The following is a 26,799-nucleotide window of genomic DNA, read 5'->3' on the forward strand; positions in this document are numbered from 1 at the left end:
AGCCTGGGCTGACGGAGTTGAGATTCAAATTTTACGCTGTCAGACGGAGGGCGTCTTGAGCGATAACCAATTCTTCATTGGTTGGAATAACCAGCGCTGGGCGGCTGCCGTCTTTGGAGATATTACCGCCGTTGCCAAAACGGGCTGCCAGGTTACGTTCGTGATCGACTTCAAAGCCCAACAGACCCAGTTTGTTCAGCGTCAGTTCACGTACCATGGCGGCGTTTTCACCAATACCGCCGGTGAAGACAACAGCATCCAAACGGCCTTCCATCAGCGCGCAGTATGCGCCGATGTATTTAGCCAAGCGATGGCAATATACGTCCATTGCGCGTTTAGCGTCTTCTTTGGACATATAGTTTTCTTCAACGTAGCGGCAATCGCTGGTGACTTCGGTCAGACCTAACAGGCCGGATTCTTTGGTCAGCAGTTTGTTGATTTGCTCTACGCTCATGCCCAGTGAATCATGCAGGTGGAAAACGATCGCTGGGTCGATATCGCCACTACGGGTACCCATCACCAGACCTTCCAGCGGGGTAAGACCCATAGACGTATCAACACATTTACCGTTACGTACCGCGGTAACGGAACCGCCATTACCTAGGTGACAGGTAATGACGTTCAGTTCTTCTACCGGTTTGTTCAGCGCTTCAGCCGCACGTTGAGTCACAAAGTAGTGGCTGGTGCCGTGTGCGCCGTAACGGCGGATATGGTGGTCTTTATACAGTTTGTACGGCAGTGCATAAAGATAGGATTCTTCCGGCATTGTCTGATGGAAGGCGGTATCGAATACGGCCACATTTTTATCAGTCAATTTGGGGAACGACTTCAGTGCTTCTGCGATGCCGATCAGGTGGGCCGGGTTATGCAGTGGTGCAAAAGGTATGGCTTCCTTGATACCTTGCAAGACACTATCATTAATGATCGCGGACTGAGTGAATTTTTCACCGCCGTGAACAATACGATGGCCAATGGCAACCAGTTGCTCGGACAGTTCTGGTTTTTGAGAAAGAATGGTATTAACGATGAAGTTCAGCGCCTCGCTGTGAGCAGCGCCAGCACCCAGTGCGGCTTCTTGTTTACCCCCATCCATTTTCCATTTGATACGGGCTTCAGGAAGGTGGAAACACTCGGCCAGACCAGACAGGTATTCCTCCCCGTTAATCGCATCGATGATGGCAAACTTCAGAGATGAACTACCACAGTTAAGAACCAGTACTAACTTACTCGACATGGAAGTACCTACTTGTTATATATGGTTAAAAAAATGCCAAACGGATCCTAGCGTATCTTATCTTTCGGCTGGCATTTATGATTAAAATCACACCCTGGTGTGATACACCTGATATGACGGTGAAAAAAGCGCCAATATTACCGAGTATGTTATACCTTATTTACAGTATAATAACACGGTGAAGGCCTTATGAAGTCCGCAGTCAAGGGCGTGTTGAATCATACCGCCGATGGCTGTTTACGATGTTTTTAGCAGGAAGGGTATCCCGTGCGTATAGCCATGCTGCATCAGTAAATAAGACGGCTAAAAGGCCGGACTAGAATACCGATAGCGTACGGCAAACACAAAATATATTTTGATATTATCAAATTGAGTTGTTGATTTGTGAAAAGAATTTTATTTTTTATCTGTAAAGTTGAGGTGTGACTATGGCAACGAAGCCTAGCGGTCGAATCAGTTGGCTACAGTTACTCCAACGCGGGCAGCGTTATATGAAAACCTGGCCTGCGGATAAACGTTTGGCTCCGGTGTTCCCTGAGAATCGGGTGGCGCGCGCCACTCAGTTCGCCATTCGGTTTATGCCGCCGCTGGCGGTGTTTACCCTGACGTGGCAAATCGCGCTCGGGGGCCAGATTGGCCCGGCCGTCGCAACCGCGCTTTTTGCCTGTAGCCTGCCAATGCAAGGGTTGTGGTGGTTAGGGCGCCGTTCCGTTACTCCGTTGCCGCCCACATTATTGCAGTGGTTTCACGATATTCGCCATAAGCTGCTTGAGTCGGGCCTGGCGCTTGCTCCGCTGGAAGAAGCACCGACCTACCAGGCGCTGGCGGATGTATTGAAACGCGCTTTTAAACAACTCGATAAAACATTTCTAGACGATCTGTGATCTTCGTCAGACGGATGATGATGAGCGGAATGCTATTTTTTCCTTCCTACTGTTTCAAATCAAAAAATCGGGTGCTACGGCTATCTCGGTGCGATGCAGTGTGCGATTCTTTTTTCAAAATAATTGTTGATATGCCGGAATGAGGTTCAGGAGAGCACGATGGAAATGACGAATGCCCAGAGATTGATCCTTTCAAATCAATATAAAATGATGACGATGCTTGATCCGGAGAATGCTGAACGCTATCGCCGGCTGCAAACCATCATTGAGCGCGGCTATGGTTTACAGATGCGAGAGTTGGATCGTGAGTTTGGCGATTTGAGTGAAGACGTCTGCCGTATGATTATCAACATTATGGAAATGCATCATGCATTGCAGGTGTCCTGGGGGAATCTGAAAGATAAACAAGGGATTGAGGAACGACGTCTGACCTTTTTAGGCTTTGATGCCGCGACGGAAGCCCGTTATCTCGGTTTTGTCCGCTTTATGGTGCATGTGGAAGGGCGCTATCCGCATTTCGATTCCGGCACACATGGTTTTAATGCGCAGACTAAAATGTGGGATAAATATGCCAGAATGCTGGCTGTCTGGCAGTCTTGCCCACGCCAATATCACTTGAGTGCGGTTGAGATTGCACAAATCATTAACGCCTGATTGATTGCAAAGGGGTCTTTTGTGGAGTGTAAAGGTTTTCTGTTCGATTTGGATGGTACGCTGGTTGATTCACTGCCGGCCGTGGAACGATCCTGGACTCTCTGGGCGAAAGAGCATGGTATCGAGCCACAAGAAGTTTGCGACTTCATTCATGGCAAACAGGCGATAACGTCTCTGCGCCATTTCCTCAAAGGCGAGAGCGAGGAAACCATCCAGCGGGAGTTTGCCGCGCTGGAGAAAATTGAAGCGACAGATACGCAAGGTATTGTTGCCATGCCCGGCGCTAAAGCCCTGCTGGCGAGGCTGGATGAGTTGGGTATTCCCTGGGCGATCGTTACCTCGGGTTCGGTGCCTATTGCCTCGACCCGTCATAAAGCGGGTGAGTTGCCTGTGCCAAAAGCCTTTATCACCGCTGAGCAGGTATCTCGGGGTAAACCGAATCCGGACGCCTACTTATTAGGCGCACAGCGGTTGGGCCTGAAACCAGAGGATTGCGTTGTCGTTGAAGATGCTCCCGCCGGCGTATTATCCGGGCTGGCGGCGGGGTGCAAGGTTATTGCGGTCAACGCGCCGGCGGATACGCCAAAGCTGGATCAGGTCGATCTGGTTTTGGATTCGTTAGAGCAATTGCGGTTAGAAGCCTGCTCCGATGGCGTTCGCATCGCTCTTAATCGTAATGACCGCTAACTTACTGATAAAAGCGCGACTAAATATGATCAAACCTCGCGTCTGCGAGGTTTTTTTATGGCAGACTATTTTGGTCCGCCACTTTTCTTATTAACGTTGGGCGGCATTAGAAAATGCGGCGGCACTTTTCATAGGCACACATTCCTATCAATGAATATCTTTCCATCAGGGGTACCGTTTTGAATAGCGAACTTCTCTGGGTTCTATCCCTGTTGCTGATCGCCATTGTGTTGTTTACCACCAATAAATTACGCATGGATGTTGTTGCGCTGTTGGTCATTATTGCCTTTGTTCTGAGCGGAACATTGACGCTATCCGAGGCATTGGTAGGTTTTAGCGATCCCAACGTTATTCTGATTGCCGCCTTGTTTGTGATAGGAGAAGGCCTGGTTCGTACCGGCGTGGCTTATCAGGTTGGCGACTGGCTGGTACGCGCCGCCGGTAAGAGTGAGCTAAAAATGTTGGTGCTGCTGATGGTCACGGTTACGCTGCTAGGCGCATTTATGAGCTCGACCGGTGTGGTGGCGATCTTTATTCCCGTGGTGCTTAGCGTTTCGGCCCGCATGAAGACATCCCCGGCGCGGTTGCTGATGCCGCTGAGCTTTGCCGGGCTGATCAGCGGGATGATGACGTTGGTGGCCACCCCGCCCAACATGGTGGTAAACAGCGAGCTGATGCGGGAAGGTATCGCCGGGTTCGGATTCTTCAGTGTGACGCCAATCGGCATCGTGGTGCTGTTGATCGGTGTCGCATACATGACGGTAGCTCGATATTTGCTCAGTGATGCCACGACGGAAGCGACAAAAGATATCTGGAAAAGAAAAACGTTCCGCGATCTGATCCGCGATTACAAACTAACGGGCAGGGCGCGGCGTTTGGCGATCCGTCCGGGTTCTCCTTTTATTGGCCACCGGCTTGACGATCTGCGGTTACGTCAACGTTACGGCGCGAATATCGTCGGCATTGAACGTTGGCGTAAATTTCGGCGCGTCATGGTCAGCGTGGCGGGGAATACCGAACTGCGGCTGAATGATGTGTTGCTGATTGATATGTCCACCTCCGACGTCGATTTGCGTGAATTCTGCACGTCGCAGCGGCTGGAGCCGATGGTGCTGCGCGGCGAGTATTTCTCCGAACAGTCGCGCGATGTGGGGATGGCGGAAGTCTCTTTAATCCCCGATTCTGAGCTGTTAGGTAAAACCCTTTACGAGGTTGGCTTTCGCAGCCGCTACGGTTTGAGCGTGGTAGGGATCCGCCGCAATGGTGAAGCCATGGACGGGATCCTGGCTGACGAACAGCTTCAGTTGGGCGATATTTTGCTGGTCATCGGTGACTGGCGCATGATCCGTCAATTGCATATGCAGAAAAATGACTTTCTGCTGCTTAATCTGCCTGCGGAAGTGGATGACGTGGCGCCGGCCATCAGTCAGGCGCCGCATGCGTTATTCTGTCTGGCTTTGATGGTCGCCATGATGTTGACGGACGAAATTCCTAACGCCATCGCGGCGCTGATCGCATGCTTATTAATGGGGAAATTCCGCTGCATCGATATGGAAAGCGCCTACCGCTCGATTCACTGGCCCAGCATCATCCTGATTGTGGGAATGATGCCCTTCGCACTGGCGTTGCAGCAAACGGGCGGCGTCTCGCTGATTGTGCGTGGACTGATGGATGTCGCCGGGGACTCAGGGCCTCATGTGATGTTGGTGTGCTTGTTTATCCTGTGTGCCGTTATCGGCCTGTTTATTTCCAATACTGCGACTGCCGTGTTAATGGCGCCCATTGCCATCGCCGCGGCGAATCAGATGGACGTTTCTCCTTATCCTTTTGCCATGATCATTGCGATTGCGGCTTCCGCTGCATTTATGACCCCGGTTTCCTCACCGGTGAATACGCTGGTGCTGGCGCCGGGGGGGTATAAGTTCGGTGATTTTTTACGTATCGGCGTACCATTCACCGTGCTGGTTATGTTCGTCAGCGTAATGATGGTTCCGTGGCTTTACCCTTTCTGAGAAGCAGGTATCTATCGGCGTTGATACTGATTACAGCGGTGAGTCCTGGCTTATTTCGTCCAGCGATAAACTGAAACTGGGGATGAACACCGTCATAAAGTAGTCCATCTCCGGGCTTTGGCGCTGTTGTAATGTTTTTTCCAGCCGGGCTTTGGCCAGCGTAAATTCCGTGTTGCCCGCTGACAGCTCTTCCAGACATTTCAAATAGGCGCACAGCGCATCGGCTTGCTTAACGATGGCCCGTTCATCTTCGCTCATATGCTGTTCGTCCAGCAATGATTGATAGTCCTGCCGTAGCTCCGCCGGCAGCATATCGATCAGTTTCTGTCGGGCAATCTTTTCGATCTTCTTATATTCGTGGGCGATCTGCGCATTGTAATATTTGATGGGCGTTGGCATATCGCCTGTCAGCACCTCGCTGGCATCGTGATACATCGCCAGTAAAGCGATACGTTCGGCATTGAGGTTGCCATTGAATTTACGGTTTTTTATCACTGCCAGCGCGTGGGCGACAAAGGCAACCTGCAGGCTGTGCTCTGATACATTTTCCGTGCGGACGTTACGCATCAGCGGCCAACGGCTGATGAGTTTCAGACGGGATAAATGGGCAAAAAAGTGACTCTGATTCATAACTATCTCTCAGACAACAGCACAATGGGGATCTATTGTGGGCACTTGGCGGGGATTATGCAAACCCGCAGCGTCGGCGTAATAATCGCTACCGACGCCGGGGAAACGCGTTATTGGCGGTAGTGCTCCAGGAAGCGGCCCAGTTTTTGCACCGCCAGATCAAGTTCGTCAACACGGGGCAGGGTGACGATGCGGACATGGTCCGGATAAGGCCAGTTAAATGCCGTTCCCTGAACCAACAGGACTTTTTCCTGCAAAAGAAGATCCAACACTAACTTCTGATCGTCATGAATATTAAAATGCTTGGCATCGATGCGCGGAAACATATAAAGCGCGCCTTGCGGTTTAACGCAGGATACGCCGGGGATCTGGTTAATTAACTCCCAGGCCCGGTTACGTTGTTCATATAACCGTCCGCCCGGTTGAATGAATTCGCTGATGCTCTGATAACCGCCAATGGCGGTCTGAATGGCATGCTGCATCGGCACGTTGGCGCACAGGCGCATGGATGCCAGCATTTCCAACCCTTCGATATATCCTTTGGCGTGTTTTTTCGGACCGTTCAGCACCATCCATCCCTGACGGAAACCCGCCACACGATAGGTTTTTGATAAACCGTTAAACGTGACGGTCAATAAATCCGGCGCCAGTGCGGCAATCGAATGGTGCTGGGCATCGTCGTACAGAATTTTGTCATAGATTTCATCGGCGAAGATAATCAGATTATGTTCGCGGGCGATCGCCACGATTTCCATCAGCAGCTCTTTGCTATATACCGCCCCCGTAGGATTGTTGGGATTGATAATGACAATGCCGCGAGTGTGTGGCGTGATTTTTTTACGGATGTCATCCAGATCGGGAAACCAGTCAGATGCTTCGTCACAGAGATAATGTACGGCGTTACCGTTGGATAACGATACCGCAGCGGTCCACAGGGGATAGTCTGGCGCCGGAACCAGCATCTCGTCATCCGCATTCAGCAATGCCTGCATGGATTGCACTATTAGTTCAGAGACCCCGTTGCCGATATAGACATCCTCGACCGTCATATCACGCATATCTCTGGCCTGATAGTGCTGTACGATGGCTTTACGCGCGGAGTAAAGACCTTTGGAATCACAGTAACCCTGCGCCGTCGGTAGGTTGCGGATAACATCAACCAGAATTTCATCGGGAGCGTCAAAACCGAAAGGTGCTGGATTGCCAATGTTCAGCTTAAGGACTTTATTGCCTTCTTCTTCAAGACGTTTGGCTTCCTTGAGAACCGGACCACGGATGTCATAGCAAACGTTCTCCAGCTTCTTGGATTTTTCAATCGGGGACATATATATCACAAACCTTTTGCAGGAAAAGCGTATTCCCATGTGGAATAGCATAACCTGCTCAATGTACTCCTCCCGTAGTACCTTTTGAAGAATGATTATCGCTTTTCCTGCAAATTATTTTGCTTATACACTATATGGTTGTGTACTAGTCCATGGGTGCGATACTGTAGGGAGGTGATTGTTTTTTGTCGAAAGAGAAGGGTTGCGTGATGAAAATATCACGCCTGATTATTTAAAAAATGGTGATCATTTATTTTACTGAATGAAAAAAGAAAAGTGATTTTATCAGATTGAGAATTTAAGGAGGTGAAGCATTTAATACAATGACAGCTCATCAATTGAAAAGGCGATTGTGGTAACGAAATATAAGTATTTTTTTGCCCTTATGGTGCGTCTGCGATAGTGTCTTTAAAGTGTATGGGTTGTTACCATTACATGTAATAAAACACCAGGAATGTTTTTGTTAAAAATTAAAATAGATAAGTGATGAATCGTATGACCAACGCAAATCGACCAGTAATTAATCTCGATCTTGATCTATTGAGAACGTTTGTCGCTGTTGCAGATTTGAACACTTTTGCAGCCGCTGCTGTTGCTGTACGTCGTACCCAATCGGCTGTCAGTCAACAAATGCAACGTTTAGAGCAACTCATTGGAAAGGAGCTGTTTGCCCGTCACGGGCGCAACAAGCTGTTGACCGAACATGGTATCCAGTTTCTTGGATATGCGAGAAAAATATTACAGTTTAATGACGAAGCATGTACTTCATTAATGTTCAGTGATATTCAGGGCGCGCTTACCATCGGCGCTTCTGATGATACTGTTGATGCCATTCTTCCTTATATTTTACACCGGGTAACATCTGTTTTTCCTAAATTATCAATAGACATTAACGTGAAGCGAAGCGCGGAAATGTTGGAGATGCTACATCAAGGGAAAATTGATCTGGTGATCACCACGATGAACAGTAAGGTATATCCCCATGTTTTATTACGGACCTCTCCAACGCTATGGTATTGCGCTGCTGATTATCAATTCAGACCAGAGGATCCGGTTTCGCTTGTTGTAATGGATGACCCTAGCCCTTTTCGAACATCGGCGCTGGAGTCTCTGGATGCGATGGGGATCCCCTGGCGAATTGCCTACGTGGCGTCAACGTTATCAGCCGTCCGTGCCGCTGTTAAGGCGGGCCTGGGCGTGACGGTTCGTTCGGCCGAGATGATGAGCCCGGGCTTAAGAGTGCTGGGTGAGGAGGATGGCTTTCCCAGACTGCCGGACACTCACTATTACCTGTGTAAGAATCCGCATCATGAAAATGAGCTGTCAACGGCGATTTTTGATGTGATTGGTTCCGGCAGTAAATATCGTGAGCCGGTAATCGATGCCCCATTGAAGGATATTATATAGAAGGACGTTATATAATGGTGTAACGGTCAGACATTGTTCGGGGCGAAAGGACTCGCCCGAATAATGGCCGTGGCGCACTAATGGCATTGTCGTCGATAAAACGCCTCCAGATAACCCATCTACACCTTCTCTCCCATCACGCCTATCCGTAGAAGAGTGAGGAATGTCACATACCTAGCGCATCATTATTTATAAAACGCCGGTTCTTTTTTTTAAACCATTGTTGCAAAAAAAATTACTGCCGCATGTTTTTTCTACCTTCAATTTTTTTACTAACTAAATTCCCAAAAATGTGTTCTGAGTCAAAAAATGCCCCTAATAACACTATGGGCGAACAGGAATCCATTTTGAAAATGGTATAGTGGTGGGGTGAAGCTGAGTTGAAGATGATTCCAATTTGTTAACGAACAACAAACATTGACTCGATTTAGCTGAAAACGAGAATGTGAGTGTTAACAAAACTGTGTGCATGTAAACTGATATACTGTTACCTTTAGTAAGGTTGAAAAAAGGTTACAGAATTAGGGGTTCGACCATATCAAATGCCTGTTGACCTGACACGTTTCCGTGCGTTTTGTGTGGTCTTTTATCCTTCCTTTTAATCGATGTGGTGCTTAGCTGCCGAAAAAGAGCAGATGTTACTGGCCACTTTTGATGAGTAAGCAACGAGTATGTCAACAACTACAGAAGTCCTCGCCCATCATTGGGCATTTGCGCTATTCCTGATTATTGCCGTGGGCCTGTGCGGCTTCATGCTGACAGGCGGTTTTTTACTTGGCGGCAGAGCAAGGGCCAGGGCCAAAAACGTACCTTATGAATCAGGGATTGATGCGGTAGGCTCAGCGCGTATGCGCCTGTCCGCCAAATTTTATCTGGTCGCCATGTTTTTCGTTATCTTCGATGTTGAAGCCTTATATCTCTATGCCTGGGCCGTCTCTATTAGAGAAAGCGGCTGGATTGGCTTTATCGAAGCAACCATTTTCATTTTGGTGTTGCTGGCTGGTTTGATCTACCTGGTTCGGATTGGGGCGCTGGATTGGATCCCCGCGCGTTCCAAGAGACAGGTCGTTAAATCAGACATCATAAACATTACCAACAATCATCAGCAGTAACAGCGAGGCATTTAAGATGGACTATACGCTCACCCGCATAGAGCCGGACGGTGAGAATGACCGTTATCCCCTGCAACGGCAGGAGATCGTTTCCGACCCTCTGGAGCAACATGTTCACCGCAGTGTCTATATGGGCAAGCTGGAGCATGCTCTTCATGATACGGTGAACTGGGGTCGTAAAAACTCTCTTTGGCCTTATAACTTCGGCCTTTCCTGTTGCTATGTTGAAATGGTGACATCGTTTACCGCTGTACATGACGTTGCCCGTTTCGGTTCTGAAGTATTGCGCGCGTCGCCGCGTCAGGCCGACTTTATGGTCGTGGCGGGAACCTGCTTCACCAAAATGGCGCCGGTTATCCAACGTTTGTACGAGCAGATGCTCGAGCCCAAGTGGGTTATCTCCATGGGCGCCTGTGCGAACTCCGGCGGTATGTACGATATCTATTCTGTTGTACAGGGCGTCGATAAATTCCTGCCTGTTGACGTTTATATCCCTGGTTGTCCGCCGCGTCCCGAAGCCTATATACAAGCGCTGTTGCTGCTGAAAGAATCAATTGGTAAAGAGCGTCGCCCTCTGTCATGGGTTGTAGGGGAACAAGGCGTTTATCGTGCCAATATGCAGTCTGAAAAAGAACGTAAACGCGGTGAGCGTATCGCAGTGACCAACCTGCGTTCGCCCGACGAGATTTGACCTGTAAATGATGAATATGCCGGTCGCGTAATATCACGATAATAGTGTGCGGCCACAATCAGATACAGAAATAGCACATTTAATGTGGTGACATATTTATGACAGATTTAACGACGCACGATATCGCTATGCCCGCCTGGCAAACTCGCGATCACCTTGATGATCCGGTTATTAGCGAACTGTGCAACCGTTTTGGGCCAGAAGCATTTACTGTACAGGCAACGCGCACGGGCCTTCCCGTCGTGTGGGTTAAACGTGAGCAATTACTGGAAGTCGTCTCCTTCCTGAAAAAACAGCCGAAACCGTATGTGATGCTGTTTGACTTGCATGGTGTGGACGAGCGCTTGCGTACGCATCGTGAAGGTTTGCCTGCCGCGGATTTCTCCGTTTTTTACCACCTGATTTCCATTGAACGCAACCGCGACATCATGTTGAAAGTGGCGCTGGTCGAAGGTGATATGCACCTGCCGACCATGACCGGCCTGTTCCCTAATGCCAACTGGTATGAGAGGGAAACCTGGGAAATGTTCGGCATGACGTTTGACGGACATCCCCATTTAACGCGCATCATGATGCCGCATACCTGGGAAGGTCACCCGTTACGTAAAGACTATCCGGCTCGCGCCACCGAATTCGATCCTTTCGTGCTGACCAAGCAGAAAGAAGATTTGGAAATGGAGTCGCTGACCTTTAAACCCGAAGCCTGGGGCATGAAGCGCGGCACCGAAAATGAAGACTTCATGTTCCTTAACATGGGGCCGAACCACCCATCATCGCACGGCGCTTTTCGTCTGATTTTGCAGTTGGATGGTGAAGAGATCCTCGACTGCGTTCCGGATGTGGGCTACCACCATCGCGGCGCGGAAAAAATGGGCGAACGCCAGTCTTGGCACAGCTATATCCCTTATACCGACCGTATCGAGTATCTGGGCGGCTGCGTCAATGAGATGCCGTATGTGCTGGCCGTCGAGAAATTGGCGGGCATAGAGGTGCCGGAACGCGTCAAAACGATTCGCGTCATGCTGTCCGAGCTATTTCGCATCAACAGCCACCTGCTTTATATCAGTACGTTTATTCAGGACGTCGGCGCCATGACGCCGGTGTTCTTCGCCTTCACCGATCGCCAGAAAATTTACGATTTGGTTGAAGCCATTACCGGGTTCCGTATGCATCCGGCGTGGTTCCGTATTGGTGGGGTGGCGCACGATCTGCCGCGCGGTTGGGAACGTCTGCTGCGTGAGTTCCTCGATTGGATGCCGTCACGTCTGGATACCTATGTTAAAGCCGCCTTGCAGAACACTATCCTGAAAGGCCGTACGCAGGGGGTTGCCGCCTACAACGCGAAAGAAGCGCTGGAGTGGGGGGTAACGGGTGCGGGTTTGCGTGCTACCGGTATTGATTTCGACATACGTAAACGTCGTCCGTATTCCGGCTACGAAAACTTTGACTTTGAAGTGCCGGTTGGCGACGGCATCAGCGACTGTTACAGCCGCGTAATGTTGAAGGTTGAAGAACTGCGTCAGAGTCTGCGTATTCTGGAGCAGTGCTTGAAGAACATGCCGGAAGGACCGTTTAAAGCCGATCATCCGTTGACTACGCCGCCGCCAAAAGAGCGTACCCTACAGCATATCGATACCCTGATTAACCACTTCCTCCAGGTTTCCTGGGGGCCGGTAATGCCCGCCAACGAATCATTCCAGATGATTGAAGCCACCAAGGGTATCAACAGTTATTACCTGACCAGCGATGGCGGCACCATGAGCTACCGTACCCGTATTCGCACGCCGAGTTATGCACATTTGCAGCAGATTCCGTCAGTCATCCGCGGATGTCTGGTATCCGATCTGATCGTGTACCTCGGCAGTATTGATTTTGTCATGTCTGATGTGGACCGCTAATTATGCACGATCATAACAATACTCCCGATCATATCGACGCCCTGGGGCAACCAGCCGCCGATTCACTGACGAAAGAAGAGGCTTTTGTGCTGAGCGACGCAGAGCGTGACGCGATTGAGCAGGAAAAACACCACTATGAAGATGCTCGCGCCGCGTCGATTGAAGCACTGAAAATCGTGCAGAAGCAGCGCGGCTGGGTACCCGATGGCGCCATCAAAGCCATCGCCGATGTGTTGGGTATTCCAGACAGCGATGTAGAGGGCGTGGCGACATTTTACAGCCAGATTTTCCGCCAGCCGGTGGGGCGTCATATTGTTCGCTATTGCGATAGCGTAGTTTGTCATATCAATGGCTACGAAGGCGTTAAGTCGGCTTTGGAAAGAAAACTCAGCATTAAGCCAGGGCAGACGACGTTCGATGGTCGTTTCACCCTGCTGCCGACCTGCTGTCTGGGTAACTGTGACAAAGGTCCGTCAATGATGATTGACGACGATACCTACACCCATGTGGCGCCTGAAGATATCGAATCGTTATTGGAGCAGTACCAATGAGTAAAAACATTGTTCTGACTGCCGAGCAGCATCCTCTGACCTGGCGTTTACGTGATGACAAACAACCGGTCTGGCTGGATGAGTATCGCAGTAAAAACGGCTATGCCGGTGCGAAAAAAGCATTAAGCGGCATGGCGCAGGATGAGGTGGTTTCTCTGGTGAAGGACTCCGGCCTGAAAGGGCGCGGCGGCGCCGGCTTTTCGACCGGGCTGAAATGGAGCCTGATGCCGAAAGACGAAAGCATGAACATCCGTTATCTGCTGTGTAACGCAGATGAAATGGAGCCAGGAACCTATAAAGACCGCCTTTTGATGGAAGAGCTTCCGCACTTGCTGGTGGAAGGCATGTTGATCAGCGCGTTTGCCCTGAAAGCCTACCGTGGCTATATCTTCCTGCGTGGTGAATATATTGAGGCGGCGGTGAATCTGCGCCGCGCCATTGAAGAAGCTAAACAGGCCGGTCTTCTGGGCAAAAACATTCTCGGCAGCGGGTTTGATTTCGAACTGTTCGTTCATACGGGGGCCGGCCGTTATATCTGCGGTGAAGAAACCGCGTTGATTAACTCGCTGGAAGGGCGTCGCGCCAATCCTCGTTCCAAACCGCCGTTTCCGGCATCCGCCGGGGCATGGGGCAAGCCGACCTGCGTCAATAACGTGGAAACGCTGTGTAACGTTCCGGCCATTATTGAGTACGGCGCGGAGTGGTATCAGGGGCTGTCCGCCGGTAAGAGTAAAGATGCCGGCACCAAGTTGATGGGCTTTTCCGGTCGGGTTAAAAATCCGGGCCTGTGGGAATTGCCGTTCGGTACGACCGCGCGGGAGATCCTGGAGGACTACGCCGGTGGTATGCGTGACGGACTGAAACTGAAAGCCTGGCAGCCGGGCGGCGCCGGTACCGACTTCCTGACGAGCGATCATCTCGATTTGCCGATGGACTTTGAGAACATCGGTAAAGCAGGCAGCCGTTTAGGTACCGCACTGGCGATGGCCGTCGACCATGAAATCAATATGGTTTCCTTAACCCGCAATCTGGAAGAGTTCTTTGCCCGTGAATCCTGCGGCTGGTGTACGCCTTGTCGCGATGGCCTGCCGTGGAGCGTAAAACTGCTGCGGGCATTGGAGCGTGGGGAAGGGCAGCCTGGAGATATCGAAACGCTGGAGCAGCTTTGCCGCTTCCTGGGGCCAGGTAAAACCTTCTGTGCCCATGCGCCGGGCGCGGTGGAGCCATTGCAAAGCGCCATCAAATATTTCCGGAATGAGTTTGAAGCGGGTATTTCTACACAATATCTGGGTAACACTAAAGCGATTGGCGGCATTCAGCCTAACTTGTTGAAAGAGCGCTGGTAATCAATCGCCTGATGAGCTCGAGATGCAGTAAATGTATCCGCCGGGCGGCACCAACAAGCCGCCCTCATAAACAGAATTTTTGATTAGCGCCTGTGGCGACACGGGCCATTATGGAAGCATGCTGACTATGGCTACTATTCATGTAGACGGCAAAGAGTATGAAGTAAACGGAGCGGACAACCTTCTTGAGGCTTGCCTGTCTTTGGGACTTGATATTCCTTACTTTTGCTGGCACCCGGCGCTGGGAAGCGTTGGATCTTGCCGCCTGTGCGCGGTAACGCAATACCAGAACGCGGAGGATACCCGCGGTCGGCTGGTGATGTCCTGTATGACACCGGCTACCGAGGGAACGTTCATTGCGATTGAAGACGAGGAAGCGAAGTTATTCCGTAAAACGATAGTCGAGTTTCTGATGACCAACCACCCGCACGACTGTCCGGTGTGTGAGGAGGGGGGGAACTGTCATCTGCAGGATATGACGGTAATGACAGGACAAAATTTCCGTCGCTATCGTTTTACCAAGCGCACCCACCGCAATCAGGATCTCGGCCCCTTCATTTCTCACGAAATGAACCGTTGCATCGCCTGCTATCGCTGCGTTCGCTACTACAAAGATTATGCGGATGGCACCGACCTTGGCGTTTATGGCGCGCATGATAACGTCTACTTCGGCCGCCTGGAAGATGGCGCGTTGGAAAGCGAATTCTCCGGTAACCTGGTTGAAGTTTGCCCTACCGGCGTATTCACCGACAAGACGCACTCCGAACGCTACAACCGTAAGTGGGATATGCAGTTTGCCCCAAGCGTTTGCCAGCAGTGCAGCGTTGGCTGTAACACCAGCCCGGGTGAACGTTATGGTGAGCTGCGCCGAATTGAAAACCGCTTCAACGGCAGCATAAACCACTACTTCTTATGCGATCGCGGTCGTTTTGGCTATGGTTACGTCAATCTGAAAGATCGCCCTAAACATCCGCTTCAGCGTCGAGGCGATGACTGGGTTGCGCTGACTGCCGAACAGGCGGTGGAAGGGGCGGCCTATGTGCTGCGTCAGGCCAAGAAAACTATCGGGATAGGTTCACCGCGTGCCAGTATTGAAAGCAACTTTGCTTTACGTGAACTGGTCGGGGCGGAAAACTTTTATACCGGTATCGCCCACGAGGAACAAAAACGTCTGCAGCTGATTCTGAAAGTCTTGCAAGAAGGCGGTGTACGCACTCCGGCCTTGCGTGAGATCGAAAGTTATGACGCCGTTCTGGTGCTGGGTGAAGATCTGACTCAGACGGGAGCCCGTATCGCATTAGCGGTTCGCCAGGCCGTGAAGGGTAAAGCGCGTGAAATGGCCGCGGCTCAGAAAGTGGCTGACTGGCAGATCGCGGCCATCATGAATATCGGACAGCATGCCAAACATCCGCTATTTGTCACTAACGTGGATAATACCCGTCTGGATGATATTGCCGCCTGGAATTACCGTGCGCCGGTCGCCGATCAGGCCCGGTTGGGATTTGCCATTGCCCATGCGTTGGATGACAACGCGCCGGCGGTGACGGATCTGGCTGACGGACTCGACCAGAAAGTGGATATCATCGTTCAGGCGTTGGCCGGCGCGAAAAAACCACTGATTGTTTCCGGCACCAACGCCGGCAGCGAAGACATTATCGCTGCGGCGGCCAACGTGGCGAAAGCGCTTAAGTCTCGAGGCTCCGATGTCGGCATCACCTTCGTTGCTTCCGCGGCAAACAGTCTTGGCCTGTCGATGATGGGCGGCGGCTCATTGAATGATGCGCTGGCGCAACTGGAAAACGGCGAGGCTGACAGCGTTGTGGTGTTGGAGAACGATCTCTATCGCCATGCGCCTGCCGCGCGTATTGATGCGGCGTTGGCGAAAGCCGGCAACGTGGTTGTGCTGGATCATCAGCGTACCCGCATCACGGATAAGGCCAACATCATTCTGTCAGCGGCAAGTTTTGCAGAAAGCGACGGTACGTTAGTCAATCAGGAAGGCCGCGCCCAGCGCTTCTTCCAGGTGTATGATCCGGCTTATTACGACAACAGTGTCGTGATGTTGGAAAGCTGGCGCTGGCTGCATTCGCTGTCTACCACCTATAACAGCCGTAAAATCGACTGGACGCAGCTCGATCATGTCATTGACGCCTGTATTGATGCCATGCCGCAACTGGCGGCGATTAAACAGGCTGCGCCTGATGCATCGTTCAGAATTCGCGGGCAGAAGCTGGCTCGTTCTCCGAACCGCTCCAGTGGGCGTACCGCAATGCGCGCCAACATCAGCGTGCATGAACCGCGTCAGCCACAGGATAAAGACACCATGTTCGCCTTCTCTATGGAAGGGAATAACAGTCCGTTAGCCGATCGCCAGCAAATTCCTTTTGCCTGGGCGCCAGGATGGAACTCACCGCAGGCCTGGAACAAGTTCCAGGATGAAGTCGGCGGCCATATCCGCCATGGCGATCCGGGCGTACGGATGATTGAAGCGGGTGAAAGTTCGTTGGGATATTTCGACACCATCCCGGCGGCGTTTGTCGCCCAATCGGGAAGCTGGCGTGTGGCGCCGTATTATCACCTGTTCGGCAGTGATGAGATGTCACAGCGCTCAGCGGTGATTCAAAGCCGTATGCCGGAGCCTTATGTCATGGTTAATCCGGCGGATGCGGCGGCGCTGGGGGTTAACCCCGGAACGCTGGTTGAACTGCGCTGTGATGGTCAGACGTTACGCCTGCCGCTGCGGTTAAGTGATGGGTTGAGTCAGGGACAGGTTGGTTTACCGCTGGGGCTGCCGGGTATTGCGCCGGTGCTGGCGGGCGCAACCGTTGAGAGTCTGCAGGAGGCTGCACAATGAGTTGGTTAACACCGGATCTCCTGGAAATATTGAGTTCTGTTGGAAAAGCGGTCGTTATCCTGCTGGTCGTGGTGACCTGCGGGGCATTCATGAGTATGGGCGAACGTAAGCTTTTGGGTCTGTTCCAGGGGCGCTACGGGCCGAACCGGGTGGGTTGGGGCGGTTCGCTGCAGCTTGTCTCCGACATGATCAAAATGTTCTTCAAAGAAGACTGGGTGCCAAGGTTTACCGACAAGGTTATCTTTACTTTGGCGCCGATGATCGCGTTTACCTCATTATTGCTCTCCTTCGCCATTGTGCCGGTCAGCCCGACCTGGGGCGTGTCGGATCTGAACATCGGAATCCTGTTCTTCCTGATGATGGCGGGGCTGGCGGTTTACGCCGTGCTGTTTGCCGGTTGGTCGAGCAACAACAAATACTCATTGCTGGGGGCGGTGCGTGCTTCCGCCCAGACGCTGAGTTATGAAGTGTTCCTCGGGCTGTCGCTGATGGGGGTGGTCGCTCAAGCCGGTTCTTTCAATATGAGCGATATTGTTGAATCGCAAGCGCATTTATGGAACGTCATTCCACAGTTCTTTGGCTTTCTTACTTTCGCCATTGCGGGGGTGGCCGTATGTCACCGGCATCCGTTTGACCAGCCTGAAGCAGAGCAGGAACTGGCGGATGGCTACCATATTGAATATTCCGGTATGAAATTCGGGCTGTTCTTCGTGGGTGAATATATCGGTATCGTCACGGTTTCCGCACTTATCGTCACCCTATTCTTCGGAGGCTGGCATGGCCCGTTCCTGCCGCCATTTGTCTGGTTTGCGCTGAAAACGGCTTTCTTCATGATGATGTTTATTCTGATTCGCGCCGCGCTGCCCCGTCCGCGTTATGACCAGGTGATGGCTTTCGGTTGGAAAGTCTGTCTGCCGATAACGTTATTGAACCTGCTGGCGACAGCCGCGGTCATTTTGTACAACGCTCAATAAGGGGTGAGTGGACCATGACATTAAAAGATTTAGTGATTGGTTTCGGCACCCAGGTACGCAGTATCTGTATGGTGGGATCGAACGCTTTCAGAAAGCGCGAAACCAGAATGTATCCAGAAGAACCAGTGAATCCGCCGCCGCGTTACCGTGGTCGTATCGTGCTGACGCGAGACCCGGATGGCGCTGAGCGTTGTGTGGCCTGTAACCTGTGTGCGGTAGCTTGTCCGGTCGGCTGCATCTCCTTGCAGAAAGCGGAAACCAAAGACGGCCGGTGGTATCCCGAATTTTTCCGTATCAACTTCTCGCGTTGCATTTTCTGCGGCTTTTGTGAAGAGGCTTGCCCAACCACAGCGATTCAATTGACGCCGGATTTTGAGATGGGGGATTACAAACGCCAGGATCTGGTTTACGAAAAAGAAGATTTGCTGATATCGGGGCCGGGTAAATATCCGGAATATAACTTCTACCGGATGGCCGGCATGGCGATCGATGGGAAAGATAAAGGCGAAGCTGAAAACGAAGCTAAACCTATCGATGTTAAAGGCCTATTGCCCTAAGGAGCTAGCATGGAATTCGCTTTTTATATTGCGGGCCTGATTGCAGTAGTGGCGACGTTGCGCGTCATCACTCATACCAATCCCGTGCATGCGCTGTTGTATCTGATCGTTTCTCTTATCGCCGTCGCGTGCGTCTTTTTCTCGCTGGGCGCTTACTTCGCGGGGGCGCTGGAGATCATCGTTTACGCGGGCGCCATCATGGTGCTGTTCGTGTTTGTGGTGATGATGCTCAACCTTGGCAATACCGTGGTCGAGCAGGAACGCGCATGGCTTAAACCCAGCGTATGGATCGGCCCTGCATTATTGTCGCTGGTTTTGCTGGTGGTGATAGTGAAGGGCATCTTCAGCCTGGATGACCAGGGCATTACCGGAGACATGGTGGACGCCAAGTCGGTGGGTATTACCTTATTCGGCCCTTATGTTCTCGCTGTTGAGTTGGCTTCAATGCTGCTGTTGGCAGGGCTGGTGGTTGCGTTCCACGTTGGTCGTGAAGACAAACGGGGCGAGGTCATCGGCAAAGAAACCGCGAACCAGAATGTTGATAATAAAATAACAGGGGAACGCGCATGATTCCGTTACAACATGGTTTGATTTTGGCCGCCATCTTGTTCGTTTTAGGGCTGACTGGGTTGGTTATCCGTCGTAACTTGCTGTTTATGCTGATAAGCCTTGAAATAATGATCAACGCCGCGGCGTTGGCGTTCGTGGTTGCAGGCAGTTACTGGCATCAGGCGGATGGACAGGTGATGTATATTCTGGCGATTACCCTGGCAGCGTCTGAAGCCAGCATCGGGTTGGCGCTGTTGCTGCAACTGTACCGCCGCCGCCAGAATCTGAATATTGATACAGTCAGTGAGATGCGCGGATGAACTTACTCTATTTAACAATACTATTCCCGCTGCTTGGGTTCCTGCTGTTGGCGTTTTCCCGCGGTCGCTGGTCGGAGAATGTCTCTGCGACGGTTGGCGTCGGTTCCGTCGGGCTGGCGGCGTTGACGGCCGCCTGGGTAGTGGTCGATTTTCTTGGTCAGCAACATACGGGCGTGAGCGTATTTGATCAGCATTTATGGACATGGATGGCGATTGGCAACTTTGATATCGGCGTTACGCTGACGCTTGACGGTCTGTCGGTCACGATGCTGTCCGTTGTGACCGGCGTCGGTTTCTTCATCCACCTGTATGCATCCTGGTACATGCGCGGTGAAGAGGGATACTCGCGTTTCTTTGCCTATACCAACCTGTTTATCGCCAGCATGCTGGTGCTCGTTCTGGCTGATAACCTGTTGCTGATGTATCTCGGATGGGAAGGGGTGGGGCTGTGCAGCTATCTGCTGATCGGTTTCTACTACACCAATCCGAAAAATGGCGCGGCGGCGATGAAAGCCTTTGTGGTTACCCGCGTCGGGGATGTCTTTCTGGCGTTTGCGCTGTTCATTCTTTACCGGGAACTGGGTACGCTCAACTTCCGCGAACTGATGGTGCTGGCGCCGCAACAGCTGGCGGAGGGCTCCCCGGCGATTACCTGGGCGACCCTGATGCTGCTGGGCGGCGCGGTTGGTAAGTCCGCTCAGTTGCCGTTGCAAACCTGGCTGGCGGATGCGATGGCGGGGCCGACGCCGGTGTCTGCGTTGATCCACGCGGCGACGATGGTTACCGCCGGTGTGTACCTGATCGCCCGTACCCACGGCCTGTTCCTCATGGCGCCGGACATTTTACATCTGGTCGGTATTATCGGTGCGGTAACGCTGGTATTGGCAGGGTTTGCCGCACTGGTGCAGACGGACATTAAACGTGTGCTTGCCTACTCCACGATGAGTCAGATTGGTTATATGTTTCTGGCTTTGGGGGTTCAGGCATGGGACGCGGCGATTTTCCATCTGATGACTCACGCGTTTTTTAAAGCGTTGCTGTTCCTCTCTTCCGGTTCGGTCATCCTGGCCTGTCACCACGAGCAGAACATTTTCAAAATGGGCGGTCTGCGTAAGACCATCCCGCTGGTGTATGTCTGCTTCCTGGTCGGCGGCGCGGCATTAGCCGCGTTGCCGATGGTTACCGCCGGGTTCTTTAGTAAAGACGAAATTCTGGCGGGCGCCTGGGCTAACGGTCACGTCAATTTGATGGTGGCGGGGCTGGTGGGCGCCTTTATGACTTCGCTGTACACGTTCCGGATGATCTTCATCGTTTTCCACGGTGAGGCGAAAACCAAAGCGCATAAGGTCGAAGGGATTTCCCATCATTTACCGCTGATCGTGTTAATGGTGCTGTCCACCTTTATCGGCGCGCTGATTGTGCCGCCGTTGCAGGGGGTATTGCCGGCAACCACCGAGCTTGAACACGGACAGATGATGACGTTGGAAATCACTTCCGGCGTGGTCGCCATTGCTGGGATCTTACTGGCCGCCGCGCTGTGGTTGGGCAAGCGCCAACTGGTGAGTGGTATTGCGCAAAGCGCGCCCGGACGTTTCTTCTCAACCTGGTGGTTCCATGCATGGGGCTTCGACTGGCTGTACGACAAAGTTTTTGTCAGACCTTATCTGGCCATTGCGAAGCTGCTGCGACGTGATCCGCTGGACGCATTGATGAACATTCCGGCTTTCCTTACCCGTTGGGGAAATAGAGGATTGACCGTGAGCGAAAATGGTCAAGTGCGCTGGTACGTTGCCTCCATGGGATTGGGCGCTGTCGTTGTGCTGGCGCTGCTATTGCTGGTTTAAGACGGTACCCGGGAACGTATGAAGGGTAGGGCATTCCTGATGAGAGTGCCCGCCACGGCAAGTTTTCAGATTTCTTTAATTTAGGGACACAAAGCGCCATGCTACTACCTTGGCTAATTCTTATCCCCTTTATCGGCGGTCTGCTGTGTTGGCAGTCTGAGCGTTTGGGTACGAAAGTACCGCGCTGGATCGCGTTGATTGCGATGGGGCTGACTTTGGTGCTATCTCTGCAGCTGTGGCTGCAAGGTGGCTATTCTTTGGCAACGCCCGGCGGACTGCCGCAATGGCAGGCTGAGTTCAATGTTCCGTGGATCCCCCGCTTTGGCATTGATTTCCATCTCGCGCTGGATGGGCTGTCGGTGCTGATGGTGGTGTTGACCGCATTGCTGGGCGTATTGGCAATACTTTGCTCATGGAATGAAGAGCACCATAACCAGGGGCTTTTCCACCTTGGGGTGTTGTGGACGCTGGTCGGGGTTATCGGCGTGTTCGTCGCCGTCGACCTGTTCCTGTTCTTCTTCTTCTGGGAAATGATGCTGGTGCCGATGTATTTCCTCATCGCCATATGGGGACACAAGGGTTCTGATGACAAAACCCGGACCGCGGCGGCCACCAAGTTTATCATTTATACCCAGACCAGCGGGCTGGTGATGCTGATCGCCATTCTGGCTCTGGTGTTCGTACACCACGATGCTACCGGCGTCTGGACCTTCAATTATGAAGCGTTGCTGAAAACCGAGATGTCATATGGCATTGAATACCTGCTGATGCTGGGATTCTTTGTCGCATTTGCGGTGAAAATGCCGCTGGTGCCGGTGCATGGCTGGTCGCCGGATGCGCATAGCCAGTCTCCGACCGCTGGTTCCGTCGATCTGGCGGGGCTGTTAATGAAAACGGCGGCTTACGGTTTACTGCGCTTCAGCCTGCCGCTGTTTCCTAACGCCTCCCACGAGTTTGCGCCTATCGCCATGTGGCTGGGGGTAATCAGCGTATTCTACGGCGCCTGGATGGCATTTAATCAGACTGATATCAAGCGTCTGGTCGCCTATACCTCCGTCTCCCATATGGGATTCGTGATGATTGCCATCTACTCCGGCAACCAACAGGCTTTTCAGGGCGCGGTTATCCTGATGATTGCTCACGGTCTGTCGGCCGCAGGGCTTTTCATTCTGTGCGGTCAGCTATACGAGCGTTTGCATACCTGGGATATGCGCCAGATGGGCGGGCTGTGGGCCCGTCTCAGATATCTGCCGGCGTTGTCTCTGTTCTTTGCCGTCGCCACATTAGGTATGCCGGGAACCGGTAACTTCGTCGGGGAATTTAATATTCTGATCGGCAGTTATCAGGTTGTTCCGTTGATTACGGTGATCTCCACATTCGGTCTGGTATTTGCGTCGGTTTATTCGCTGATGCTGATGCAACGCGCTTATTATGGTGCCCCAAAATCAGAACAACCGCTGCTGGGTATGACGGTGCGTGAATTGTCTGTCGTTATGCCTCTGGTGGTATTGCTGGTGTTGTTAGGGGTTTTCCCGCAACCGATTCTGGATACCTCCAGTGCGGCGATGTCAAATATCCAGCAATGGTTTATGTCGTCTACTCCAGATTCAATACTTTCAACAACAAGGCCGTAATTCGCCATGACAATAACTCCTCAACAACTAATCGCGCTATCGCCGCTGTTGATCGTCGGATTGACGGTAGTGGTTGTGATGCTGTGCATTGCGTGGCGACGCAACCATTTTGTCAACGCAACCTTGACGGTTATCGGCCTGGGCATCGCGCTGCTGTCACTTTACTTTGTAGGCCAGGCAGGGCCGACCGATGTTACTCCGCTGTTGCGGGTTGATGGTTTTTCCATGTTTTATACCGCACTGGTGTTGCTGGCTAGTCTAGCGACCAGCACGTTTGCTTATTCATGGCTGGAAGGCTATTCGGACAACCGTGATGAGTTCTATCTGCTGGTGCTGATCGCCGCGCTAGGCGGGGTCGTACTGGCAAGTGCGAACCACCTTGCGTCCCTGTTCGTTGGTATTGAACTGATTTCGCTGCCGTTATTCGGACTCGTCAGCTATGCCTTCCGCCAGGAGCGTTCGCTGGAGGCCGGTATCAAATACATGTTGCTATCGGCTGCGTCGTCGTCTTTCCTGCTGTTCGGCATGGCGCTGATCTATGCGGATTCGGGCAATCTGACGTTTGCCAGCTTGGGACAAAGCCTGAGCGATCTTCACATTCATGAACCGCTGTTGCTGGCGGGCTTGGGGATGATGATTGTCGGCGTGGGCTTTAAGCTATCGCTGTTTCCCTTTCAGCTATGGACGCCGGATGTGTATCAAGGGGCGCCGGCGCCGGTTTCGACCTTCCTGGCAACCGCCAGCAAAATCGCCATTTTCGGCGCGGTGATGCGTCTGTTCCTTTACGCGCCGATGGTGGACAGCGACTCGGTCAGATTAGCGCTTGGTGTGATTGCTTTCGCTTCCATCGTGTTTGGTAACGTGATGGCGGTTTCGCAGCGCAGCATCAAACGTTTACTGGGCTACTCCTCCATTGCGCATATGGGGTATCTGCTGGTTGCCTTGATTGCGGTGCAAAGTCATCAATTGGCGCTGGAAACGGTTGGCGTCTATCTGGTGGGCTATCTGTTCGCCAGCCTCGGCGCTTTTGGCGTCGTCAGTTTGATGTCTAGCCCATGCAGTGGTCCGGAAGCTGACTCAATGCTCTCATATCGCGGTCTGTTCTGGCATAAACCGGTATTGTCTGCGGTAATGACGGTGATGATGTTGTCACTGGCCGGTATTCCGATGACGCTGGGCTTCTTCGGTAAGTTTTATGTCTTGGCCGTGAGCGTTAACGCGGATTTGTGGTGGTTGGCCGGCGCGGTCGTACTGGGCAGCGCGATTGGTCTCTACTATTATCTGCGGATGATGGCCAGCCTGTATTCGGATGCGCCACAGACGTTAAATCGAGATGACGTGCCGGGAAACTGGGCAATGACGGCGGGTGGCGCTGTGGTCGTGATTTCAGCAATAGCGGTGTTGATTCTGGGTTTTTACCCACAACCGCTGATTTCTCTGGTACAGCTGGCCCAGCCCATCATGTAGCAGCAAGCAAAACTGCCTGATGTGAAAACCGCCGTGGGTGATGCCGACGGCGGTTTTTTTATGCATTGTTAATCCATCGCCCGGAAGTATTTGCGCTGGTTTCTGTGAATATTTGCCGCTTTAGGAATGATCCGGTCGCCAATGGTCAGACAAGCATGAAAAATTGTCTATAGTTAACTGGACAATGATTTTTCATAAGGAAAGGAGCATTTTATGGCAGCAGAAAAAAAACAACCTGATGATATTCGCATTGACGACGACCTGAAGCTATTGTCAGACACGTTGGATGAATTACTGCGTTACTCGGGCGATCAGGCCGACAAAGCGTATCTTGAGCTCAAGAAAAATGCGGAGAAAGCATTGCTTGAAGTCAAGGCGAGAGTCGGCGCAACGGATAGCTACTATGCGCGGGCTAAACAGGTCGCTGATAAAGCGGATATCTACGTCCACGACAAACCCTGGCATGGTATCGGCATTGGCGCAACCGTCGGGCTGGTGCTTGGGTTGCTATTAGCCAAACGGTAGATTAACCCTTTCAATCTGCAGATGTGTGCAGTACAGCGCATTCGATGCGCTGGTGGTTAATCTAACGGAATGACGGCGACTCGCTCAGTAAGAGGATAACGTGAACGAGTCAGGAAACGCTCTGATAAATGCACTGTGATCAGACTTGATAATGATAAACATTCTGGTCAATGCGGCGATCGCCAAGTTTCTCCCCGCCTTTTTTCTGCCCATAGAAACGAAAGCCAAGTCGCTGCGCCAGTGCATTGCTGCGAGGGTTCTCCACCGATGCTTTAATGATGCATCTTCGCACCCGCCCGGCGTTCATGTAGGCATCGATCATGGTGCGAACCGATAACGAAACAATCCCTTTTCCCTCAAAGTTTTCGGCAATCCAGTAGCCAATCTCGCCTTCCCGATCTTGAATCGTGTTGAACGAGACGATACCGGCGATGACATCGTCCCAGCGAATGATATATACCGCAGCGATGCCGGCGGCAAACTCATGCCGGTTGGTTTTGATGGTGTTCAGCGAATCATCTATGTGCGTTACCGAGTCCGGCCAGGGCAATGTGCGGCGCAGACGGGGTTTTTCCTGTTGCACCAGCGCAAAAATTTCTGCCGCGTCGGACTCTTGCTGGATGCTCAAACGCAGATGCGGATGATGATGTAATTCATAAAGTGTTTCCATGACTGCGCCTTCTCCTTAATTAGAACGGCTATCCTGTAGCAATAATGGTTATACCGAAATCGTACCATCAATAATCGTCACGCTATGTCCGCCGACCCAAGGCTCATCATTCAGATAAATAACCGATATTCTGCCGTCACACTGGCGTTTGATGCCTTGGCGAACACGGTAACCCAATCGAGGCGCAGTATTATCGGGGGCGGGATGATCCTGTTGGCGCAGAAGACAAGCCAGACAGGCATTGGCGCTGCCGGTTACCGGATCTTCCTTCATTTGTCCCAGCTCCGTATAAAACGTACGAACTTCGTAGTCCGCGTCGTCAGCGTTATCGTACGGCCCATAAATGGCAATACCGTGAGACTGACAGATTTCCTGCAGGTCAGCCAGCGATTGCTCGTCGGGGGCGATGCGTAAACAGGTGTCGGCGCTATCCACGCGGATAATCGACCAGCTTATTCCCATATGCACGGTTGCGGGCGGGTAGTCCTTATTGATTTTGCTGCTGCCGAGCGTGCGCTCCAGCAAAGGATAAAGTTCGGTATCAAACGGAACGATAGTCACTTCAGGCACGTGGAAAGCCAGTAAGCCTTCGTCATCAATATTGATAGGCACCAGGCCAACGCCGCACTGCTGGATGATTTGTCCCTGAGATTTTGTTTGTAAACCAGACTCCAGCAGGGCATGCGCCGTGCCCAGAGTCGGATGCCCGGCGAACGGCAGCTCTAACTCTGGCGTAAAGATTCGTACGCCATAGTCGGCCAGCGGATTGGTCGGCGGCACGACAAAGGTTGTTTCCGACAGATTGGTCCAGCGGGCGATATTCTGCATTTGCTCATCAGATAATCCGTCCGCATCCAATATGACTGCCAGCGGATTTCCCTTGAGCGGCTGTTGGGTGAATACATCGATCTGTTTAAAGCGACGCGCTATTGTCATAAACAATCCTTCCTGTCATACCCGTCATCTTTCAAGTT

At 52.0% G+C, this 26,799-nt stretch carries 24 protein-coding genes; 19 read left to right on the forward strand and 5 right to left on the reverse strand.

What is annotated here, in order from left to right; all coding sequences use genetic code 11:
- Positions 1 to 31: 31 nt before the first annotated feature.
- Positions 32 to 1,234, reverse strand: a complete 1,203-nt coding sequence (ackA, locus tag ACN28R_RS03210; protein WP_048638097.1) for an acetate kinase — start codon at positions 1,232 to 1,234, stop codon at positions 32 to 34.
- A gap of 428 nt (positions 1,235 to 1,662) precedes the next feature.
- Here ackA and yfbV point away from each other — a divergent pair, with 428 nt between their 5' ends.
- From yfbV to ACN28R_RS03230, 4 genes are all read left to right on the forward strand, one after another.
- Positions 1,663 to 2,118: a terminus macrodomain insulation protein YfbV gene (gene yfbV / locus ACN28R_RS03215; RefSeq protein ID WP_048638098.1), complete on the forward strand. Its 456-nt coding sequence runs from the start codon at positions 1,663 to 1,665 to the stop codon at positions 2,116 to 2,118.
- A gap of 159 nt (positions 2,119 to 2,277) precedes the next feature.
- Entirely contained in the window at positions 2,278 to 2,772 is a 495-nt protein-coding gene (locus ACN28R_RS03220) for a YfbU family protein (RefSeq protein WP_095833563.1), read from the forward strand.
- Positions 2,773 to 2,793: 21 nt separating this feature from the next.
- Positions 2,794 to 3,459 carry a sugar phosphatase gene (locus ACN28R_RS03225; protein ID WP_095833564.1) on the forward strand — a complete coding sequence of 222 codons (666 nt, stop codon included), beginning with the start codon at positions 2,794 to 2,796 and terminating at the stop codon, positions 3,457 to 3,459.
- A 179-nt stretch (positions 3,460 to 3,638) separates the two neighbouring features.
- A complete protein-coding gene (locus ACN28R_RS03230) occupies positions 3,639 to 5,471 on the forward strand; it encodes an SLC13 family permease (RefSeq protein ID WP_095833565.1) in 1,833 nt (610 codons plus the stop codon).
- A gap of 30 nt (positions 5,472 to 5,501) precedes the next feature.
- Here the strand turns inward: ACN28R_RS03230 and yfbR are convergent, their stop codons facing one another.
- Both yfbR and ACN28R_RS03240 read right to left on the reverse strand, forming a co-directional pair.
- Entirely contained in the window at positions 5,502 to 6,101 is a 600-nt protein-coding gene (gene yfbR, locus ACN28R_RS03235; RefSeq protein ID WP_048638102.1) for a 5'-deoxynucleotidase, read from the reverse strand.
- Between the two features lie 110 nt (positions 6,102 to 6,211).
- On the reverse strand, positions 6,212 to 7,426 hold the full coding sequence (locus ACN28R_RS03240; RefSeq protein WP_048638103.1) for a pyridoxal phosphate-dependent aminotransferase: 1,215 nt from the start codon (positions 7,424 to 7,426) through the stop codon (positions 6,212 to 6,214).
- A 495-nt stretch (positions 7,427 to 7,921) separates the two neighbouring features.
- On the opposite strand from ACN28R_RS03240, the gene lrhA reads away from it, so the two are divergent.
- The 15 genes from lrhA (at position 7,922) to elaB (ending at position 25,155) form a co-directional block, all read left to right on the forward strand.
- Positions 7,922 to 8,833, forward strand: a complete 912-nt coding sequence (gene lrhA, locus ACN28R_RS03245) for a transcriptional regulator LrhA (RefSeq protein WP_048639855.1) — start codon at positions 7,922 to 7,924, stop codon at positions 8,831 to 8,833.
- Positions 8,834 to 9,504: 671 nt separating this feature from the next.
- Complete coding sequence (locus ACN28R_RS03250; protein ID WP_048638104.1) at positions 9,505 to 9,945, forward strand: NADH-quinone oxidoreductase subunit A; 441 nt, start codon at positions 9,505 to 9,507, stop codon at positions 9,943 to 9,945.
- Positions 9,946 to 9,961: 16 nt separating this feature from the next.
- Positions 9,962 to 10,636 carry a NuoB/complex I 20 kDa subunit family protein gene (locus ACN28R_RS03255; protein ID WP_048638105.1) on the forward strand — a complete coding sequence of 225 codons (675 nt, stop codon included), beginning with the start codon at positions 9,962 to 9,964 and terminating at the stop codon, positions 10,634 to 10,636.
- 98 nt (positions 10,637 to 10,734) lie between these two features.
- A complete protein-coding gene (nuoC, locus tag ACN28R_RS03260; protein ID WP_048638106.1) occupies positions 10,735 to 12,534 on the forward strand; it encodes an NADH-quinone oxidoreductase subunit C/D in 1,800 nt (599 codons plus the stop codon).
- A 2-nt stretch (positions 12,535 to 12,536) separates the two neighbouring features.
- Positions 12,537 to 13,085, forward strand: coding sequence for an NADH-quinone oxidoreductase subunit NuoE (nuoE, locus tag ACN28R_RS03265; protein WP_048638107.1), 549 nt, complete (start codon positions 12,537 to 12,539; stop codon positions 13,083 to 13,085).
- Entirely contained in the window at positions 13,082 to 14,431 is a 1,350-nt protein-coding gene (nuoF, locus tag ACN28R_RS03270; RefSeq protein ID WP_048638108.1) for an NADH-quinone oxidoreductase subunit NuoF, read from the forward strand. Before nuoE ends, nuoF begins: the two co-directional genes overlap by 4 nt.
- Before the next feature lie 127 nt (positions 14,432 to 14,558).
- Positions 14,559 to 17,285: an NADH-quinone oxidoreductase subunit NuoG gene (nuoG, locus tag ACN28R_RS03275; protein WP_095835712.1), complete on the forward strand. Its 2,727-nt coding sequence runs from the start codon at positions 14,559 to 14,561 to the stop codon at positions 17,283 to 17,285.
- Positions 17,282 to 18,259, forward strand: coding sequence for an NADH-quinone oxidoreductase subunit NuoH (gene nuoH / locus ACN28R_RS03280; protein ID WP_095833566.1), 978 nt, complete (start codon positions 17,282 to 17,284; stop codon positions 18,257 to 18,259). Before nuoG ends, nuoH begins: the two co-directional genes overlap by 4 nt.
- A 14-nt stretch (positions 18,260 to 18,273) precedes the next feature.
- Positions 18,274 to 18,816 (forward strand): NADH-quinone oxidoreductase subunit NuoI, encoded by a 543-nt coding sequence (nuoI, locus tag ACN28R_RS03285; RefSeq protein WP_095833567.1) that lies wholly within the window; start codon positions 18,274 to 18,276, stop codon positions 18,814 to 18,816.
- Between the two features lie 9 nt (positions 18,817 to 18,825).
- On the forward strand, positions 18,826 to 19,386 hold the full coding sequence (gene nuoJ / locus ACN28R_RS03290) for an NADH-quinone oxidoreductase subunit J (protein WP_095833568.1): 561 nt from the start codon (positions 18,826 to 18,828) through the stop codon (positions 19,384 to 19,386).
- Positions 19,383 to 19,685 (forward strand): NADH-quinone oxidoreductase subunit NuoK, encoded by a 303-nt coding sequence (gene nuoK / locus ACN28R_RS03295; protein ID WP_048638113.1) that lies wholly within the window; start codon positions 19,383 to 19,385, stop codon positions 19,683 to 19,685. Before nuoJ ends, nuoK begins: the two co-directional genes overlap by 4 nt.
- Complete coding sequence (gene nuoL, locus ACN28R_RS03300; RefSeq protein WP_095833569.1) at positions 19,682 to 21,529, forward strand: NADH-quinone oxidoreductase subunit L; 1,848 nt, start codon at positions 19,682 to 19,684, stop codon at positions 21,527 to 21,529. The genes nuoK and nuoL overlap by 4 nt, the downstream gene beginning before the upstream one ends.
- Before the next feature lie 98 nt (positions 21,530 to 21,627).
- The gene (gene nuoM / locus ACN28R_RS03305; protein ID WP_048638115.1) at positions 21,628 to 23,163 is read left to right on the forward strand and encodes an NADH-quinone oxidoreductase subunit M; all 1,536 of its coding nucleotides are present in this window, start codon (positions 21,628 to 21,630) and stop codon (positions 23,161 to 23,163) included.
- Between the two features lie 6 nt (positions 23,164 to 23,169).
- Positions 23,170 to 24,630: an NADH-quinone oxidoreductase subunit NuoN gene (nuoN, locus tag ACN28R_RS03310; RefSeq protein ID WP_095833570.1), complete on the forward strand. Its 1,461-nt coding sequence runs from the start codon at positions 23,170 to 23,172 to the stop codon at positions 24,628 to 24,630.
- 213 nt (positions 24,631 to 24,843) lie between these two features.
- Positions 24,844 to 25,155 (forward strand): stress response protein ElaB, encoded by a 312-nt coding sequence (gene elaB, locus ACN28R_RS03315; RefSeq protein WP_048638117.1) that lies wholly within the window; start codon positions 24,844 to 24,846, stop codon positions 25,153 to 25,155.
- 139 nt (positions 25,156 to 25,294) lie between these two features.
- Here elaB and ACN28R_RS03320 read toward each other — a convergent pair whose 3' ends face one another.
- Positions 25,295 to 25,825, reverse strand: a complete 531-nt coding sequence (locus ACN28R_RS03320) for a GNAT family N-acetyltransferase (RefSeq protein ID WP_095833571.1) — start codon at positions 25,823 to 25,825, stop codon at positions 25,295 to 25,297.
- A 48-nt stretch (positions 25,826 to 25,873) separates the two neighbouring features.
- Positions 25,874 to 26,761, reverse strand: a complete 888-nt coding sequence (locus ACN28R_RS03325; protein ID WP_095833572.1) for a PhzF family phenazine biosynthesis protein — start codon at positions 26,759 to 26,761, stop codon at positions 25,874 to 25,876.
- Between the last annotated feature and the right edge of the window lie 38 nt (positions 26,762 to 26,799).

This window comes from Brenneria goodwinii, from assembly GCF_002291445.1.
Taxonomy (GTDB): Bacteria; Pseudomonadota; Gammaproteobacteria; order Enterobacterales; family Enterobacteriaceae; genus Brenneria; species Brenneria goodwinii.

What these genes read in the sequence shown, in the direction of transcription:
- ackA (WP_048638097.1), bottom strand. Translation starts at nt 1,234, where the DNA reads ATGTCGAGTAAGTTAGTACTGGTTCTTAACTGTGGTAGTTCATCTCTG.
- yfbV (WP_048638098.1), top strand. Translation starts at nt 1,663, where the DNA reads ATGGCAACGAAGCCTAGCGGTCGAATCAGTTGGCTACAGTTACTCCAA.
- ACN28R_RS03220 (WP_095833563.1), top strand. Translation starts at nt 2,278, where the DNA reads ATGGAAATGACGAATGCCCAGAGATTGATCCTTTCAAATCAATATAAA.
- yfbR (WP_048638102.1), bottom strand. Translation starts at nt 6,101, where the DNA reads ATGAATCAGAGTCACTTTTTTGCCCATTTATCCCGTCTGAAACTCATC.
- ACN28R_RS03240 (WP_048638103.1), bottom strand. Translation starts at nt 7,426, where the DNA reads ATGTCCCCGATTGAAAAATCCAAGAAGCTGGAGAACGTTTGCTATGAC.
- lrhA (WP_048639855.1), top strand. Translation starts at nt 7,922, where the DNA reads ATGACCAACGCAAATCGACCAGTAATTAATCTCGATCTTGATCTATTG.
- ACN28R_RS03250 (WP_048638104.1), top strand. Translation starts at nt 9,505, where the DNA reads ATGTCAACAACTACAGAAGTCCTCGCCCATCATTGGGCATTTGCGCTA.
- ACN28R_RS03255 (WP_048638105.1), top strand. Translation starts at nt 9,962, where the DNA reads ATGGACTATACGCTCACCCGCATAGAGCCGGACGGTGAGAATGACCGT.
- nuoC (WP_048638106.1), top strand. Translation starts at nt 10,735, where the DNA reads ATGACAGATTTAACGACGCACGATATCGCTATGCCCGCCTGGCAAACT.
- nuoE (WP_048638107.1), top strand. Translation starts at nt 12,537, where the DNA reads ATGCACGATCATAACAATACTCCCGATCATATCGACGCCCTGGGGCAA.
- nuoF (WP_048638108.1), top strand. Translation starts at nt 13,082, where the DNA reads ATGAGTAAAAACATTGTTCTGACTGCCGAGCAGCATCCTCTGACCTGG.
- nuoG (WP_095835712.1), top strand. Translation starts at nt 14,559, where the DNA reads ATGGCTACTATTCATGTAGACGGCAAAGAGTATGAAGTAAACGGAGCG.
- nuoH (WP_095833566.1), top strand. Translation starts at nt 17,282, where the DNA reads ATGAGTTGGTTAACACCGGATCTCCTGGAAATATTGAGTTCTGTTGGA.
- nuoI (WP_095833567.1), top strand. Translation starts at nt 18,274, where the DNA reads ATGACATTAAAAGATTTAGTGATTGGTTTCGGCACCCAGGTACGCAGT.
- nuoJ (WP_095833568.1), top strand. Translation starts at nt 18,826, where the DNA reads ATGGAATTCGCTTTTTATATTGCGGGCCTGATTGCAGTAGTGGCGACG.
- nuoK (WP_048638113.1), top strand. Translation starts at nt 19,383, where the DNA reads ATGATTCCGTTACAACATGGTTTGATTTTGGCCGCCATCTTGTTCGTT.
- nuoL (WP_095833569.1), top strand. Translation starts at nt 19,682, where the DNA reads ATGAACTTACTCTATTTAACAATACTATTCCCGCTGCTTGGGTTCCTG.
- nuoM (WP_048638115.1), top strand. Translation starts at nt 21,628, where the DNA reads ATGCTACTACCTTGGCTAATTCTTATCCCCTTTATCGGCGGTCTGCTG.
- nuoN (WP_095833570.1), top strand. Translation starts at nt 23,170, where the DNA reads ATGACAATAACTCCTCAACAACTAATCGCGCTATCGCCGCTGTTGATC.
- elaB (WP_048638117.1), top strand. Translation starts at nt 24,844, where the DNA reads ATGGCAGCAGAAAAAAAACAACCTGATGATATTCGCATTGACGACGAC.
- ACN28R_RS03320 (WP_095833571.1), bottom strand. Translation starts at nt 25,825, where the DNA reads ATGGAAACACTTTATGAATTACATCATCATCCGCATCTGCGTTTGAGC.
- ACN28R_RS03325 (WP_095833572.1), bottom strand. Translation starts at nt 26,761, where the DNA reads ATGACAATAGCGCGTCGCTTTAAACAGATCGATGTATTCACCCAACAG.